13 protein-coding genes are annotated in these 16,089 nt (G+C 52.7%); 8 read left to right on the top strand and 5 right to left on the bottom strand.

Annotated elements, in window-relative coordinates:
• Positions 1 to 4: 4 nt before the first annotated feature.
• Genes GFB57_RS16150 through GFB57_RS16135 form a run of 4 tightly spaced genes read left to right on the top strand, consistent with a single transcriptional unit; the run spans position 5 to position 4,337 of the window.
• Complete coding sequence (locus GFB57_RS16150; protein WP_003020025.1) at positions 5 to 1,210, top strand: acetyl-CoA C-acetyltransferase; 1,206 nt, start codon at positions 5 to 7, stop codon at positions 1,208 to 1,210.
• Positions 1,200 to 2,123 carry a 3-hydroxyacyl-CoA dehydrogenase family protein gene (locus tag GFB57_RS16145; protein WP_003020028.1) on the top strand — a complete coding sequence of 308 codons (924 nt, stop codon included), beginning with the start codon at positions 1,200 to 1,202 and terminating at the stop codon, positions 2,121 to 2,123. Before GFB57_RS16150 ends, GFB57_RS16145 begins: the two co-directional genes overlap by 11 nt.
• Positions 2,124 to 2,160: 37 nt before the next feature.
• Complete coding sequence (locus GFB57_RS16140; RefSeq protein WP_196491835.1) at positions 2,161 to 3,555, top strand: GntP family permease; 1,395 nt, start codon at positions 2,161 to 2,163, stop codon at positions 3,553 to 3,555.
• Positions 3,556 to 3,566: 11 nt separating this feature from the next.
• A complete protein-coding gene (locus tag GFB57_RS16135) occupies positions 3,567 to 4,337 on the top strand; it encodes a 3-hydroxybutyrate dehydrogenase (protein ID WP_003020034.1) in 771 nt (256 codons plus the stop codon).
• Between the two features lie 47 nt (positions 4,338 to 4,384).
• Here GFB57_RS16135 and osmC read toward each other — a convergent pair whose 3' ends face one another.
• Positions 4,385 to 4,816, bottom strand: a complete 432-nt coding sequence (gene osmC, locus GFB57_RS16130; RefSeq protein ID WP_003020036.1) for a peroxiredoxin OsmC — start codon at positions 4,814 to 4,816, stop codon at positions 4,385 to 4,387.
• 227 nt (positions 4,817 to 5,043) lie between these two features.
• Here osmC and sra point away from each other — a divergent pair, with 227 nt between their 5' ends.
• The 3 genes from sra to GFB57_RS16115 all read left to right on the top strand — a co-directional run bounded on the left by sra (position 5,044) and on the right by GFB57_RS16115 (position 9,086).
• Positions 5,044 to 5,184: a stationary-phase-induced ribosome-associated protein gene (gene sra, locus GFB57_RS16125; protein ID WP_003020039.1), complete on the top strand. Its 141-nt coding sequence runs from the start codon at positions 5,044 to 5,046 to the stop codon at positions 5,182 to 5,184.
• A gap of 179 nt (positions 5,185 to 5,363) precedes the next feature.
• Positions 5,364 to 7,061, top strand: coding sequence for a malate dehydrogenase (gene maeA / locus GFB57_RS16120; protein ID WP_003020042.1), 1,698 nt, complete (start codon positions 5,364 to 5,366; stop codon positions 7,059 to 7,061).
• A gap of 309 nt (positions 7,062 to 7,370) precedes the next feature.
• Positions 7,371 to 9,086, top strand: coding sequence for an ABC-F family ATP-binding cassette domain-containing protein (locus tag GFB57_RS16115; protein ID WP_290366833.1), 1,716 nt, complete (start codon positions 7,371 to 7,373; stop codon positions 9,084 to 9,086).
• A gap of 79 nt (positions 9,087 to 9,165) precedes the next feature.
• On the opposite strand, the gene GFB57_RS16110 is transcribed toward GFB57_RS16115, so the two are convergent.
• From GFB57_RS16110 to fdnG, 4 genes are all read right to left on the bottom strand, one after another.
• Positions 9,166 to 9,768: an inorganic diphosphatase gene (locus GFB57_RS16110; protein ID WP_003020048.1), complete on the bottom strand. Its 603-nt coding sequence runs from the start codon at positions 9,766 to 9,768 to the stop codon at positions 9,166 to 9,168.
• A 129-nt stretch (positions 9,769 to 9,897) separates the two neighbouring features.
• Entirely contained in the window at positions 9,898 to 10,554 is a 657-nt protein-coding gene (gene fdnI, locus GFB57_RS16105) for a formate dehydrogenase-N subunit gamma (protein WP_003020054.1), read from the bottom strand.
• Complete coding sequence (gene fdnH / locus GFB57_RS16100; RefSeq protein ID WP_003836226.1) at positions 10,547 to 11,431, bottom strand: formate dehydrogenase N subunit beta; 885 nt, start codon at positions 11,429 to 11,431, stop codon at positions 10,547 to 10,549. The genes fdnI and fdnH overlap by 8 nt, the downstream gene beginning before the upstream one ends.
• Before the next feature lie 13 nt (positions 11,432 to 11,444).
• Positions 11,445 to 14,492 (bottom strand): formate dehydrogenase-N subunit alpha, encoded by a 3,048-nt coding sequence (gene fdnG / locus GFB57_RS16095; protein WP_085952501.1) that lies wholly within the window; start codon positions 14,490 to 14,492, stop codon positions 11,445 to 11,447.
• A gap of 287 nt (positions 14,493 to 14,779) precedes the next feature.
• Between fdnG and yddG the strand changes: the two genes are divergently transcribed.
• On the top strand, positions 14,780 to 15,661 hold the full coding sequence (gene yddG / locus GFB57_RS16090) for an aromatic amino acid efflux DMT transporter YddG (RefSeq protein ID WP_003020082.1): 882 nt from the start codon (positions 14,780 to 14,782) through the stop codon (positions 15,659 to 15,661).
• Positions 15,662 to 16,089 lie beyond the last annotated feature (428 nt).

Raw genomic sequence — 16,089 nt, 5'->3', positions numbered from 1 at the left:
GACCATGCAGGATGTTGTAATTGTCGCGGCAACGCGCACCCCGATTGGCAGTTTTCATGGTGCGCTGGCACCACTTTCCGCCGTGGAGTTAGGTACAGCGGTTGTCCGTTCGCTGCTGGAAAAAACGGCTGTGGCGCCTGAACAAATTGATGAAGTGATTTTAGGTCAGGTTCTGACGGCAGGCTGCGGCCAGAATCCGGCCAGACAAACGGCGTTACGCGCAGGACTGCCGTCAACCACACCGGCGTTAACTATTAATCTTGTGTGCGGTTCTGGCCTGAAGGCGGTGCATCAGGCGGTACAGGCAATTCGCTGTGGCGATGCGCAAATCGTGATTGCCGGAGGCCAGGAGAGCATGAGCAATGCGCCCTATTTTCTCGACGGCGCGCGGGCTGGTCTGCGGTTAGGTCATGCCAGTATGAAAGACAGCGTGGTGCATGACGGCCTGTGGGATGCGTTCAACGACTATCACATGGGTATTACTGCCGAAAATCTGGCGGATAAGTTCGTAATCAGTCGTGAGCAGCAGGACGCTTTTGCCCTGCGCTCCCAGCAAAAAGCCGCCGCTGCCATTGAAGCGGGTCGTTTTAGCGCGGAAATCACGCCGGTTAGCGTCCCACAAGGCAAAAAGCCGCCACGTGTGGTGGACCGTGACGAACAGCCTCGCCCGGATACTCAGGCCGACAAGCTGGCGCAACTTAAACCAGCATTTCTGCCAGGAAACGGCACGGTGACCGCCGGAAATGCATCACCCATCAATGATGGTGCCGCCGCGGTGATGTTGATGAGCGCCGGCAAAGCCGCAGAACTCAATTTGCCAGTGCTTGCCCGGGTAGCAGGCTACGCGGTTTCTGGTGTCGATCCCGCCATTATGGGCCTTGGGCCCGTAGAAGCGTCACTCCAGTGCCTGAAGCGAGCGGGCTGGACGTTGAATGATGTCGATCTCATTGAGGCCAACGAAGCCTTTGCCGCACAAGCGCTGGCGGTTGGCGAATCCCTGAACTGGGACAACGACCGGGTGAACGTAAATGGCGGCGCGATTGCGCTGGGCCATCCCATCGGTGCATCTGGTTGCCGAATCCTGGTGACACTGTTGCACGAAATGGCCCGCAGTAACGCGACCAAAGGGCTGGCTACGCTGTGCGTAGGCGGCGGTCAGGGCGTAGCGCTGGCGGTAGAGCGTTTGCAGGAGGTCTCTCATGCAAAGTAAGCCTGTCTGCGTTCTGGGGGCGGGGTTAATGGGGGTCGGTATTGCCACCCACTTCGCCCGTTATGGTCACGATGTCTGGCTGTATGACACCGATAGCAGCCGAATTGCAGAAATTAGCGCCGTTGCCAGCGGTATTCTGGATGAGCTGATTACCGCCGAACAGTTTGCCGCAGACGAAAAAGAACAGGTTGTGAGTCGTCTGCACGGTACGACTTCGCTACCGGAGATTGCTGCGTGCGGGTTACTGATTGAAGCGATCCCGGAGCGGCTCGAGCTCAAGCACGCGTTGTATGCGCAACTGGAAGATCTGATCGCGCCTGAGGCCGTCATTGCCAGTAATACCAGCGGCCTGCCGCCGGATGCGCTGGCAGAAAAGCTCGTCCATCCTGAGCGGCTGCTCATCGCCCATTTCTGGCACCCGCCACATTTTATTCCGCTGGTCGAAATTGTCCCCGGCACCGCCACCAAAGCGGAATACCTGCGTGAGCTGCAACAGTTGCTGCTCTCGATGCAACTGGAAGCCGTCGTGCTCGATCGCGCCGCACCAGGGTTTGTCGGCAATCGACTGCAGTTTGCGCTGCTGCGTGAAGCGCTTCATATCGTTAAAAGCGGCATCGCCAGCGCAGAGGTGGTGGATCAGGTCATGCGCGCCTCGCTCGGACGTCGCTATGCGATGGTTGGTCCGCTGGAAGCGGCAGATATGACCGGGCTGTCTACGGTACAGGATATTTGTCGGCATCTGCTCCCGGAACTGGCAACCGGCAGCGAGATGATGTCGTTGGTCGCTGACAAGGTAGCCAACGGTGATACCGGTTTACGCAGCGGTCAGGGATTTTATCGCTGGGATGATTCGCGCAAGGAGTACATCCAGCAACGCAGAGAGCATCAACTACGTTTTGCCCTGAAACCATAACGTCTCTTTCTGTACCCCAATATAATAATAAGGAGTCATGATGAGTGTATTAATCGCCCTGGCAGCGCTGGGCCTGCTGATGCTTGCAGCCTATCGCGGATACAGCGTCATCCTGTTTGCCCCCATCGCGGCATTAGGTGCTGTATTACTCACTGAACCCAGCGCCGTCGGCCCTGCTTTCACCGGCCTGTTTATGGAAAAAATGGTCGGTTTTGTGAAGCTTTACTTCCCGGTGTTCTTGCTGGGTGCAGTGTTTGGCAAGTTAATCGAGTTATCTGGATTTTCACGTTCCATTGTTGCCGCCGCTATCAACATCCTCGGTCGTCGTCACGCCATCCCGGTGATCGTGCTGGTGTGTGCGCTGTTAACCTACGGCGGGGTTTCGCTGTTCGTCGTGGCGTTTGCGGTGTATCCATTTGCGGCGGAGTTGTTCCGCCAGAGTAATATTCCTAAGCGCCTGATCCCGGCCACCGTTGCGCTGGGCGCGTTCTCCTTCACGATGGACGCTCTGCCAGGCACGCCGCAGATCCAGAACATTATTCCGACCAGCTTCTTTGGGACTAACGCCTGGGCCGCGCCGTGGCTGGGGCTGATAGGCTCGCTGTTTATTATTTTCGTCGGTCTGGTTTATCTCGAACGTCAGCGTCGTAAAGCGCAGGCAAAGAATGAAGGCTATGGCACTGAACTGTTAAACGAGCCGGAAACGCCGGATAATATTAATCTGCCGAACCCGATCATCGCGATCTCTCCGCTGATCCTGGTTGGGGTATTTAACCTGCTGTTTACCCGCTGGATCCCACAGTGGTACGGCGCCACGCATCAACTTGAACTTCCGGGGCTTGCCAAACCGATTACCACCGAAGTCGGTAAAATCACCGCTATCTGGGCAGTGGAAGCGGCGCTGATTTCTGGGATCCTGCTGGTGGTGCTCTTCGGCTACCGCAACATTAAAGGTCGCCTGGCGGAAGGCAGCAGAACGGCGGTAGGCGGCGCGATCCTTGCGGCGATGAACACCGCGTCAGAGTACGGTTTTGGCGCAGTGATCGCCGCCCTGCCGGGCTTCCTTGTGCTGTCAAAAGCGCTGGCGGCTATTCCTGACCCGCTGCTCAATGAGGCTATCAGCATTACCACGCTTGCCGGGATCACCGGTTCGGCGTCTGGCGGGATGAGTATTGCGCTTGCCGCCATGTCTGACACTTTCATCGCTGCCGCACATGCCGCCAATATCCCACTTGAAGTCTTCCACCGCGTGGCATCTATGGCCAGCGGCGGTATGGACACCCTACCGCATAACGGCGCGGTCATTACCTTATTGGCTATCACCGGCCTTAGCCATCGTCAGGCGTATGGCGGAATTTTCGCTATTACCATCATTAAAAGTCTGGCCGTACTGTTTGTCATCGGCGTCTTCTACACCACCGGAATTGTTTAAGGAGAATCATCATGAACTTAACGGGAAAAACCGCCCTGGTTACCGGCTCGACCAGCGGTATCGGATTAGGTATCGCACAGGTGCTGGCGCAAGCTGGCGCCACCCTGATCCTCAACGGGTTTGGTGATGTTGATGCCGCCAAAGACGCTGTTGCGCAGTATGGCAAAACGCCAGGCTATCATGGCGCGGATCTGAGCGATGAAGCGCAAATTGCCGACATGATGCGCTATGCAGAGAGCGAATTCGGCGGTGTGGATATTCTTATCAATAACGCTGGGATCCAGCATGTTTCACCGATAGAAACCTTCCCGGTTGATAAATGGAACGCGATTATCGCGATTAACCTCTCCTCCGTTTTTCACACCACGCGTCTGGCGCTTCCCGGTATGCGCGCGCGAAACTGGGGGCGCATCATTAATATCGCTTCTGTTCACGGCCTGGTGGCTTCAAAAGAGAAATCTGCGTACGTAGCAGCGAAGCACGGTGTGGTGGGATTAACCAAGACCATCGCGCTGGAAACCGCGCAGACAGAAATCACCTGCAATGCGCTGTGTCCCGGCTGGGTGCTAACGCCGCTGGTCCAGCAGCAGATCGATAAGCGTATTGCCGAAGGCGCAGATCCTGAGGCAGCCCGTGACGCCCTGCTGGCTGAAAAGCAGCCGTCGCGCGAATTCGTTACTCCAGAGCAGTTAGGGAATCTCGCGTTATTCTTATGTTCAGACGGTGCGGCGCAAGTGCGTGGCGTAGCGTGGAATATGGATGGCGGTTGGGTAGCGCAATAACATCATCAGGTGCCGGATAAGAACTGGTCACATCCGGCACGACTTTATTAAGACTTCAGTTTGTAATCCAGCGTTATTTCCGCTTTCAGAACCTGAGATACCGGGCATCCGGCTTTTGCTTTCTGGATGATGCCGTCAAACGTGGCGGCGTCTATCCCCGGCACGCTCACCTGGCTATGCAACGCGACTTTAGTGATCGCAAACCCGGCATCTACCTTATCCAGAGAAACATCGGCAGTGGTATCAATGGCATCTGGGGTAAACCCTGCTTCACCCAGCATCAGTGAAAGCGCCATCGAGAAGCAGGCTGCATGGGCCGCGCCAATCAACTCTTCAGGATTGGTACCTTTCTCACCTTCAAATCGTGTATTAAACCCATACGGTTGCTGATTCAACACGCCACTTTCGGTCGACACAGTGCCTTTGCCGCGCTTAATGTCGCCTTCCCAGTGTGCCTGACCTTTCTTATGGATAGTCATTACCGCTCTCCTGTGTTGTCGTCGGAGTTACTAGTATAGGACGCCCGGGAAAAAGCATGTTACATACGGGATAGTTCTCATTTGCCGCTTAAGCATTGACCTTTCAGATAAAATGACCGACCATCCAGAAAGCCGTTATGTTGAACATCGGCTTTATATCAGGTTGTATTTCGTCCGTTCTCATACGGGCTCGCCCTTGAAACCAGTAACAGGATTAAGGAGTTAGAATGAAATCGAACCGTCAGGCCCGTCATATTCTCGGACTGGACCACAAAATCTCAAATCAACGTAAAATCGTGACCGAAGGTGACAAAACCAACGTGGTCAACAATCCTACTGGAAGAAAGCGCCGCGCTGACGGCAAGTAGCCTTTCGCACGTCTGACTGAGTAACGAGATAAACACCATTGCAACCGCAGTGGTGTTTTTGCTTATAAAACCCCTTAACCCATTCACAATGCTTTATACTTCGCCCGTTTCCCTGGCGGACAGGCCACATACGATCATAAAGAGCGCCAGGGACGGTTATTCAAAAAAGAGTGAGTGACATGGAAAACGAAACTAAAAAACTGCGTTCCCTTTACATCCCTTACGCTGGCCCGGTACTGCTGGAATTCCCTTTACTGAATAAAGGGAGCGCCTTCAGTGTGGAAGAACGCCGTAACTTCAACCTGCTGGGGTTACTGCCAGAAGTCGTCGAAACGATTGAAGAACAGGCTGAACGCGCCTGGATCCAATATCAGGGCTTCAAAACCGAAATCGACAAGCATATTTACCTGCGCAACATCCAGGACACCAACGAAACCCTGTTTTACCGATTGGTGCATAATCACCTGGATGAGATGATGCCAGTTATCTATACCCCAACGGTCGGCGCAGCCTGTGAGCGTTTCTCTGAGATTTATCGTCGTGCGCGCGGCGTGTTTATCTCTTATCAGAACCGCCACAATATGGACGATATCCTGCAAAACGTCCCTAACCACAATATCAAGGTCATCGTTGTCACCGATGGCGAACGTATTTTAGGTCTTGGCGATCAGGGGATCGGCGGGATGGGCATTCCAATCGGTAAACTGTCGCTGTATACCGCATGTGGCGGAATTAGCCCGGCCTATACACTTCCGGTGGTACTGGACGTGGGGACCAACAACCAGCAATTGCTGAACGATCCGCTGTATATGGGCTGGCGCAATCCGCGTATCACTGATGATGAATACTACGAATTCGTTGATGAATTCATCCAGGCCGTGAAGCATCGCTGGCCGGACGTGCTGTTGCAGTTTGAAGATTTCGCCCAGAAAAACGCTATGCCACTGCTGACCCGTTATCGCGATGAAATTTGCTCATTTAACGACGATATTCAGGGCACCGCGGCGGTTACCGTCGGTACGCTGATTGCGGCTAGCCGCGCGGCCGGAAGCCAGCTGAGCGAACAAAACATCGTCTTCCTCGGCGCGGGTTCCGCAGGATGCGGGATCGCCGAGCAGATCATTGCGCAAATCCAGCGAGAAGGTTTAAGCGAAGAAGCGGCGCGTCAACGCGTATTCATGGTCGATCGCTTTGGCCTGTTAACCGACAAAATGCCGAACCTGCTCTCCTTCCAGACCAAACTGGTGCAAAAACGCGAAAATCTGCAGCACTGGGATACACAAGAAGATGTCCTGTCGTTGCTCGATGTGGTTCGCAACGTTAAACCTGACATCCTGATCGGGGTTTCCGGACAGGTTGGTCTGTTTACCGAAGAGATCATCCGCGAAATGCATAAGCATTGTCCGCGTCCGATCGTCATGCCGCTGTCTAACCCGACTTCTCGCGTAGAAGCCACGCCGCAGGATATTATCGCCTGGACCGAAGGTAACGCGCTGGTTGCGACCGGTAGCCCGTTTGCACCGGTACTGTGGAAAGAGAAAACTTACCCGATCGCGCAGTGTAATAATGCGTACATCTTCCCGGGTATTGGCCTTGGCGTGATTGCTTCTGGCGCGTCGCGCATCACTGATGAAATGCTGATGTCGGCTAGTGAAACGCTGGCACAGTATTCACCGCTGGTGCTCAACGGTGAAGGACTGGTGCTACCGGAACTGAAAGATATTCAGACGGTTTCTCGTGCCATTGCCTTTGCCGTCGGTAAAATGGCCCAGCAGCAAGGTGTGGCGGTGAAAACCTCCGCCGAAGCGTTGCAACAGGCTATTGACGATAATTTCTGGCAGGCGGAATATCGCGACTACCGTCGTACTTCTATCTGACGGTTTGCCCGGCGGCACACTGCTGCCGGGCGTGCAAAGTTTGCGCGAAAGTATAACTTGCGATTACACTTTCACTACCGATCAACACTCTGAAAAATAAAAGGAGGATACTTATGCTGTACTGTGAACGTTTTATCGTTTCACATGCTTTTGGCGATCGCCAGTGCTCAAGCGTTATCGGTATCGTGCTGCGATAACTTCTGCTTGAGCGAAGCTAACTTCTAAATCCCCTTCTCTCGGGCTTACCGGGTTATCGTCAGCGATGTTTGACGAGGCGTTTTCACGCCTGTAACTCTTGAGTAAGCAACAATGAGCACATTACTAACCGCACAATCCTTACACGTTGATACGGCATTCGGCACGCTATTCGACGATCTTTCCTTTACCCTGAAAAAAGGCGACCACATCGGGCTTATCGGTTACAACGGCTGCGGCAAAAGCACGCTGTTAAAACTGCTCGATGGCACGATGTCGCCCACCAGTGGAGCAATCGCGCAAGCGAATCACTGCCATCTCGCGCGTGTAGAACAACATCTACCTGACGATATACTGCCTCTTACGCTGCAGGAAGCCGTTCTCGCTCAACTTCCTGAGCATGAGCGTGCGGCTCAACAATGGCGGGTTGAAGCGCTGCTTGCCGAAATGGGTTTCACGCCAGAGAACTTATCTCTGACAGCGCAAACGTTGAGCGGTGGCCAGCACACACGCTTGCTATTAGCGCGGGCGCTGATGCGTAATCCTGACCTGCTGCTGCTGGATGAACCGGGTAACCATCTGGATTTGCCAACATTACTGTGGCTGGAGCAGTTCTTACAGAACTGGTCTGGCAGTTTTGTGGTGGTTTCCCACGACCCGCAGTTGCTGGACGCGGTGACTCACGGAACGTGGATCCTGCTCGATCGCACTCTCCATGCCTTTGATCTGCCCTGTAGCGCGGCACGTCAGGCGCTGGCAGAAAGAGACGTCAGCGATGCTCTGCGCCACAAGGCTGAGCAAAAAGAGATAGACCGGGTTACCGCCAGCGGCAAACGGCTGGCAACCTGGGGGCGGGTCTACGACAACGAAGATCTCTCCCGCAAGGCCAAGCAGATGGAAAAACAGGTGCAGCGCCTGAAAGAGGTGCAGACAGAAGTGACGGCAGGAAGTCAGTGGACACTAACATTGCAGGGTGATTCCCTGCGTGCAGATCGTTTGCTGGAGATGACCAATCTGTCTGTAGCCCCTGCTCCCGACGCAGATACACTGTTTTCCATTGCCGGTATCCGGTTAAAAAGCGGCGATCGCGTGGCAATTGTCGGGCGTAATGGTTGCGGTAAATCATCGCTGTTAAGGCTTATCTGGCAACAGTTTCAGTCACCGCTGGCATCGACTTCACTGGTGTTGCACCCGCGCGTTACGCTGGGCTATTACGATCAGACGCTGCATCAGCTTGCCGATAACGATTCATTGTTTGACGCGCTGGAAGCGTTTGCCCCGCAGCCAGAGATTCGCAAGATGGCGCTGATTAGCGCGGGTTTTCCGTGGATTCGTCATACGCAGAGGGTCATTACATTAAGCGGCGGTGAGCGCTCCCGGCTGCTGTTTGTGGGGCTGACGCTTGCGCGCTACAGTCTGCTGATGCTCGATGAACCGACCAACCATCTGGATATGGAAGGTAAAGAGGCGCTGGCAGAAACGCTACAAAGCTATAACGGCGGCGTGTTGCTGGTCAGTCACGACCGGCAGCTTATCAGCCAAAGCTGTAACCGGTTCTGGTTAATCGACAATGGCGAACTCAGTGAATGGCACGATCTGGAGGCGGTCAATGCGCGTATTAGGGAAACGTCCGCGGAGATAACCGTTCCCAAAACAGTGGTCGAAGCGAAAGTTGAAATAAGCTGTGACAGCGATGGATTGCTGGAACAAATCCTCGATCTGGAACAGCGTCTGGCCGACGATCTCGCCCGCAAGCCGAAACATCAAAAACCGCTGTTACAGGCGCAATGGCGTAAAGAGATTGAGCGTCTGAACTCACAACTGAAGTAATCTTTATTGCCGGATGGCGCAAGCTTATCCGGCCTACACCAGCAAAATGCGCGTGTAGGCCTGCCATCCGGCATACCATTTATTGCTGCGGTTTTTTCTCTTTCCAGGCATCCCAGGCCTGTTTGATCTCTTGCTTTGCCGTAGCGGCGTCGTTGAAACCGTTTAATTCGACCTTCTTGCGCCCTTCCGGCAAATCTTTGTACACGCGGAAGAAAGATTCCAGACGTTGAACTTCAATCTTGGGCAGATCGCTCAATTCTTTGATGTTGTCATAAGTGGGGTCAATTTTACTGGCCGGCACGGCGACAATTTTGTCGTCCTTTTCACCGCCGTCGATCATCTTCAGGACGCCTATTGCGCGCAGCTTAATCAACGTCCCCGGAGCCAGCGGCGCACGAGTATAAAAGATAACATCCAGCGGGTCGCCGTCACCGGCTAAAGACTGGGTTAGTGAACCGTAGTTGGCGGGATAGGCAACCGGCATTGACTGGAAGCGATCGGCAACGATAAACCCGGTTTTGGCGTCGGTTTCATATTTAATCATTCCACCTGCCGGGATTTCGGTTACGGCATAAAACTCTTCCGGGTTGTTCTCCGGCTGAGGAAATTCGAGGATGTTCTGCGCCTGAACTGAAGCACAAAGAAATACGCTGACTGCGAGTAGTTTTTTCACCAGATGCATTGTCTTTTAACTCTTCTATTATTGGAAAGACAACACCTTACGTTCAGCAGATGACAGAAACATGACGTTTTTTTGGCAAAAAAATGGCGCTACCGATGTAGCGCCATTGCGTAGAGGGAACATCAGGGATTAGTTAACCCCTTCCTCGCTCTCTTTTTTCGCTTCTTGTCTTTCAACTTCGCGATACCAACGTGGGTGATGTTTCTTCGCCCAGCGACGGCTCACCTTCCCTTCAACCATGCCTTTAATCGAACCTTTCACCCAGAATGCCATATACATATGGATGAGGATGGCGTGCATCAGGATAATCCCCGCCGCCGCATGGATCAGCAGGCTATAGCGCACGACCTGCATTGGGAAGAACTGTGCAAAGTATGGACGCCAGATAATAATACCGGTAATCAGCAGCACGAAAATCATGCTCATGATCGACCAGAACATCATTTTCTGCCCGGCGTTGTACTTGCCCACATCCGCCACTTTGTGTTCATTGCCTTTCAGCACTTCCACGATGTTTTTCAGCCACGGAATATCTTTTTTATCCGGGATGTTGTGGTGCACAAAGCGCACAAACATGAACATTAGCGCGACGAAGATCAGTATGCCGAAGAACGGGTGCAAAATGCGTCCCATCTGCGGCGTACCGAAGGTTTGCGTCAGCCATTGCAGAGTCGGGAAGAAGAACGAAATCCCCGACAGCGCCACCAGGAAGAAGCAGATCACCACCGTCCAGTGACAGGCGCGGTCGATAAACTTCGTGCGCACAATCATTTTAGACTTACTCATGATGTTCCTCCTCGTCGTCGTCCACTTCCTTATTCGGACCGATACCAATGTAGTGGTAAATCAGCCCGGCGAAGGTGGCGATAAATCCGGCAGCGGCCAGCGGTTTCAGCGCCCCTTTCCACAGATTGATAGAGGTATCGATCTGCGGATCTTTCGGCAGGCCGTGATACAGCTCCGGCTGGTTGGCATGATGCAGAACGTACATAACGTGCGTACCACCCACACCTTCCGGGTTGTAGAGACCGGCGTGTTCGAAACCGCGTGCTTTCAGTTTTGCCACACGCTGTTCGCCCATTTCCAGCATTTCCTGCTTGGTGCCGAAATGTATTGCCCCGGTCGGACAGGTCTTCACGCAGGCAGGTTCCTGCCCGACGCTGACCCGGTCGACACACAGCGTACATTTATACACGCGGTTATCCTCTTTATTGAGGCGCGGAATATTAAATGGACACCCGGCAATACAGTAGCCGCAGCCAATACAGTGTTCTGACTGGAAATCGACAATCCCGTTGGCGTACTGGATGATTGCCCCGGCAGACGGGCATGCCTTCAGGCAGCCCGGATCTTCACAGTGCATACAGCCGTCTTTACGAATCAGCCATTCCAGCTTGCCGTTCTGTTCGGTTTCGGTAAACCGCATCACCGTCCAGGACTTGGCGCTGAGATCGGCGGGGTTGTCATACACCCCGACGCAGTGGCCAACTTCATCGCGGATATCGTTCCACTCTGAGCATGCCACCTGACAGGCCTTGCAGCCTATACAGGTGGAAACGTCGATCAGCTTCGCGACCTCGGCTTTGTAATCACGGGCCTGAGGTGGCGGCGTGATGGAGTTTGTTGCGGACCGTTTGATGATGTCCTGCGTTTCCATAGACATATGTTCGCCTCCCTTACGCCTTCTCGATGTTAACTAAAAACGCTTTGTATTCCGGCGTTTGCGAGTTTGCATCACCGACATTCGGCGTCAGGGTGTTGGCGATAAAGCCTTTACGCGCGACTCCTTCAAAGCCCCAGTGGATTGGGATCCCAACCGTTTCAACCTGCTGACCGTTGACGTTCAGGGTACGCAGACGACGGGTCACCACGGCAACTGCGCGAATAAATCCACGTTTACTGCTAACTTTCACGTGATCGCCGTTGTTGATCCCTTTCGCTGCCGCCAGCGTTTCGCTGATTTCCACAAACTGCTCTGGCTGGGCAATCGCATTCAGCAATGCGTGCTTGGTCCAGGTATGGAAATGTTCGGTCAGACGATAGGTCGTCCCGACGTACGGGAAGTCCTGTTTCGTGCCCATACGGAGTTTATCCGCCTCGTACAGACGCGCTGCCGGGTTGGAGATCACATTCGGGTGCAGCGGGTTAGTACCCAGCGGCGTTTCCATCGGCTCGTAGTGTTCCGGGAACGGACCTTCCGCCATCTTATCGATAGCAAACAGACGCCCCAGCCCTTCCGGCTGCATGATAAATGGATTGGTGCCACTGCCCGGTGCCGCGGTATTGAAGTCCGGGATATCGTTACCCGTCCACTTCGTACCGTTCCACTGGATAAGCATGCGTTTTGGATCCCACGGTTTACCCTGTGGATCCGCCGAAGCGCGGTTATACAGCACGCGACGGTTCAGCGGCCATGCCCAGGCCCAGCCCAGCGTATTACCCAGACCTGACGGATCGGCGTTATCACGATTGGCCATCTGGTTGCCCTGCTCGGTCCAGCTACCGGTATAAATCCAGCAGGATGATGACGTAGAACCATCATCGCGCAGCAACGCAAAGCTGTTGAGCAACTGACCTTTCTTCGCAACCAGTACACCGTTGGCATCATAGAGATCTTCCAGCGCATAGCCGTTGTTCTCTTTCGCCACTTCCTCTGAGTGCGGTTCGTCCGGCTGCTTATAGTTCCAGCTCATTTTCAGAACGGGTTCTACAGCTTTACCGCCTTCAGTGCGATACATGTCTCGCAGACGGTGGTAAATACCGGCCAGAATTTCGCCGTCGTTGCGGGCTTCGCCCGGTGCGTCCTGACCTTTCCAGTGCCACTGCAGCCAACGGCCGGAGTTGGCGATGGAGCCGTCCTCTTCCGCAAAGCAGGTAGAAGGCAAACGGAAGACTTCGGTCTGAATCGACGCAGGATCAACGTCGTTTGACTCACCGTGGTTCTGCCAGAACGTTGAGGTCTCGGTCACCAGCGGATCGATAACCACCAGATACTTCAGTTTGCTGAGGCTCTGCACCACTTTGTTTTTGTCCGGGAAGGACGCAACCGGGTTAAAGCCCTGACAGATGTAGCCGGTGACTTTTCCGCTATCCATCATGTTGAAGTATTTGATTACGTCATAGGACTGATCCCACTTCGGCAGCCACTCAAAACCCCAGTCGTTTTCTTTCTGTGCAGCATTGCCGTAGAAAGATTTCATCAAGCTGACGAAGAACTTCGGATAGTTGCCCCAGTAGTTAACCTGATCGGCCAATGTCGCTTTTGGCGTGTTCGCGGCCAGATAGGTTTGCAGGTCTGTCTGTTTCTCTGACGGCAGCATCAGGTAGCCCGGCAGGCTGGTAGAGAGCAGACCTAAGTCGGTTAACCCTTGAATGTTGGAGTGACCGCGCAAGGCGTTGACACCGCCACCTGCCATCCCCATGTTGCCGAGCAGCAACTGGATCATCGCCATGGTGCGGATGTTCTGCGCCCCGACGGTATGCTGAGTCCAACCCAGCGCGTACAGGAACGTGGTGGTGCGATCGGCTGCGCTGGTGGAAGCCAGCACTTCGCAGACTTTCAGGAAGTCTTCTTTCGGCGTACCACAAATGTTTTCCACCACATCCGGCGTGTAGCGGGAAACGTGCTGTTTTAGCAGGTTCCAGACACAGCGAGGATGGCTTAACGTTTCATCGCGTTTCGCGTAGCCATTTTCATCGAACTGGTAGTTCCAGGACGATTTATCATATTGGCGTTTGTTTGCGTCATAACCGCTGAACAGACCGTCTTCGAAAGCAAAGTCATCCCGCACCAGCAGGCTGGCGTTGGTGTAATGCTTAACGTATTCAGCGTTGATTTTGTTGTTTTCAATCAGGTACAGCAAGACGCCGGACAGGAACGTAATGTCCGTGCCGGAACGAATTGGCGCATAGATATCCGCCACCGAAGCTGTACGTGTAAAACGAGGGTCAACAACAATCAGCGTGGCATCATTGTTGTTTTTTGCTTCCATCGCCCAGCGGAATCCCACCGGATGTGCTTCAGCGGCGTTACCGCCCATCACCATCACGACGTTAGCATTTTTAATATCAACCCAGTGGTTGGTCATCGCACCGCGACCAAATGTTGGAGCAAGACTTGCTACCGTTGGTCCGTGTCAGACGCGCGCCTGGTTGTCTACTGCCAGCATGCCGAGTGAGCGCACAAATTTTTGCGTCAGCATACCGGTTTCATTACTTGCCGCAGATGCACACAGCATCCCGGTTGAAAGCCAGCGGTTTACCGTTACGCCCTGCTCATTCTTCTCGATAAAGTTGGCGTCACGGTCAGTTTTCATCAGCTTCGCGATACGGGTGAATGCTTCATCCCAGCTGATACGCTGCCATTTGTCGGAACCAGGGGCGCGATATTCCGGGTAACGCAGACGGTTTTCACTGTGCACGTAATCCAGTAATCCTGCGCCCTTAGGACATAATGCCCCGCGGCTCACCGGATGATCCGGATCCCCTTCAATATGGTAAATCGACTCTTTGGCGTTTTTTGCTCCATCTCCCAGGCTATACATTAATAGCCCGCAACCTACGGAACAGTATGTGCAGGTGTTTCGGATCTCTTTGGCGCGTAACAGCTTATAGTTTCGCGCCTGAGCCAGTGCCATTTTGGGTGCAAAACCCAAAGCGGCCACTGTTGTTCCCGCCATACCGCCCGCGCAGATTTTAAAAAATTGTCTGCGGCTGACGTCCATTGCTTTCCTCTTTTTTGCAGGGGTTCGTACATGAAATCTCTCAAATTGCGCCAGCGCAGCAGTCTGAAAGATGCCATGTACAACTTCGCGACGAAACTATCAGCTATATCCATATTTTTTTTGCGTCAAATCAATAACGAAACGGTTCCGCTACTAAATAGTGCACTTTGTTTAACCCTTGTACCCATAAGGGAGTATGGGAAAGGCAATTAATTAGCGCGCTACGGTATAAAAGTGCTATAAATTTCAGCTTAAATTTTTGCCAGTACCATGGACAGACAATCAGAATGACAAAACAAAAGGCAACGTTAATTGGGCTCATTGCCATCGTGCTCTGGAGCACGATGGTCGGACTCATGCGTGGGGTAAGTGAAGGACTGGGTCCTGCGGGCGGCGCAGCAATGATTTTTTCGTTAAGTGGTCTGTTGCTGATTTTTACCGTCGGCTTTCCGAATATCAGAAAAATTCCTGTGCGCTATTTAATCGCTGGTAGCGTGCTTTTTGTTACTTACGAAATATGTTTAGCGCTGGCTCTCGGTTATGCGGCTACTCGTCACCAGGCTATTGAAGTCGGTATGGTCAATTATCTCTGGCCGAGTTTGACGATATTGTTTGCTATTTTATTTAATGGTCAAAAAACAACCTGGTTGGTGATCCCTGGATTAATTATCGCATTGACCGGGGTTTGTTGGGTATTGGGTGGTGAAAACGGCCTTAACCTTGATGAAATTATCAGCAATGTTGCCAGCAGTCCGCTGAGCTATTTTCTCGCCTTTCTCGGCGCTTTTATCTGGGCAACGTATTGCACGGTGACCAATAAATATGCAAAAGGCTTTAACGGCATCACCGTGTTCGTTTTACTAACAGCCGCAAGTTTGTGGATTTACTATTTTATGACTCCGCAACCAGAAATGATTTTCAGCACTTCGGTGACTATTAAAATGTTCTCAGCGGCATTAACGTTAGGATTTGCCTATGCGGCGTGGAATATTGGCATTTTGCATGGCAACGTGACCATCATGGCCGTAGGATCCTATTTTACCCCTGTGCTCTCTTCTGCACTGGCTGCTGTGTTACTCAGTGCACCGCTTTCGCTATCTTTCTGGCAGGGCGCACTGATGGTCTGCGCGGGATCGCTACTTTGTTGGCTGGCAACGCGCCGCGCCTGAAAAAAAGCCGGGTTTTATCACAAACAAATAAAACCCGGCTATACTTTAGACAAATTGATGAATAATAATTGTTCATTCCACTTGCGATTTATGTTTGCATTTGTTTAATTAAATGTTAAATATATGGTAATTAGTTAACACACGAAAATATTATGCGGTTATCTATATCCCTTCATATGCATATATTACACATGCGAAACTAACGCTATTTAAATCATAGCCCTGACAATAGTCCCCTACGTAAATATACCCATTCATATTTGTCACATATAAAGATTAATGCAATCAGTCATATTATGTAGATCTAGATCACACAACTTCAAATATTTCGCAATATTATGAAACTTATTATTGAACTTATACCACTGCGTCATTTAAAAATAGTTTGCCATTGACGAACCCCTTCGTTTAGCAATGGTTTAGGAAAC

Source organism: Citrobacter sp. S39 (genome assembly GCF_009495675.1).
Taxonomy (GTDB): Bacteria; Pseudomonadota; Gammaproteobacteria; order Enterobacterales; family Enterobacteriaceae; genus Citrobacter; species Citrobacter freundii.
The sequence above is the reverse complement of the archived record's forward strand: the minus strand, read 5'-3'. Positions and strand labels throughout refer to the sequence as shown.

Excerpts from the sequence above, each read along its gene's own strand:
- sra (WP_003020039.1), top strand. The coding sequence starts at position 5,044 with ATGAAATCGAACCGTCAGGCCCGTCATATTCTCGGACTGGACCACAAA.
- fdnI (WP_003020054.1), bottom strand. The coding sequence starts at position 10,554 with ATGAGTAAGTCTAAAATGATTGTGCGCACGAAGTTTATCGACCGCGCC.
- maeA (WP_003020042.1), top strand. The coding sequence starts at position 5,364 with ATGGAAAACGAAACTAAAAAACTGCGTTCCCTTTACATCCCTTACGCT.
- fdnH (WP_003836226.1), bottom strand. The coding sequence starts at position 11,431 with ATGTCTATGGAAACGCAGGACATCATCAAACGGTCCGCAACAAACTCC.
- yddG (WP_003020082.1), top strand. The coding sequence starts at position 14,780 with ATGACAAAACAAAAGGCAACGTTAATTGGGCTCATTGCCATCGTGCTC.
- GFB57_RS16140 (WP_196491835.1), top strand. The coding sequence starts at position 2,161 with ATGATGAGTGTATTAATCGCCCTGGCAGCGCTGGGCCTGCTGATGCTT.
- osmC (WP_003020036.1), bottom strand. The coding sequence starts at position 4,816 with ATGACTATCCATAAGAAAGGTCAGGCACACTGGGAAGGCGACATTAAG.
- GFB57_RS16135 (WP_003020034.1), top strand. The coding sequence starts at position 3,567 with ATGAACTTAACGGGAAAAACCGCCCTGGTTACCGGCTCGACCAGCGGT.
- GFB57_RS16115 (WP_290366833.1), top strand. The coding sequence starts at position 7,371 with ATGAGCACATTACTAACCGCACAATCCTTACACGTTGATACGGCATTC.
- GFB57_RS16110 (WP_003020048.1), bottom strand. The coding sequence starts at position 9,768 with ATGCATCTGGTGAAAAAACTACTCGCAGTCAGCGTATTTCTTTGTGCT.
- GFB57_RS16150 (WP_003020025.1), top strand. The coding sequence starts at position 5 with ATGCAGGATGTTGTAATTGTCGCGGCAACGCGCACCCCGATTGGCAGT.
- GFB57_RS16145 (WP_003020028.1), top strand. The coding sequence starts at position 1,200 with ATGCAAAGTAAGCCTGTCTGCGTTCTGGGGGCGGGGTTAATGGGGGTC.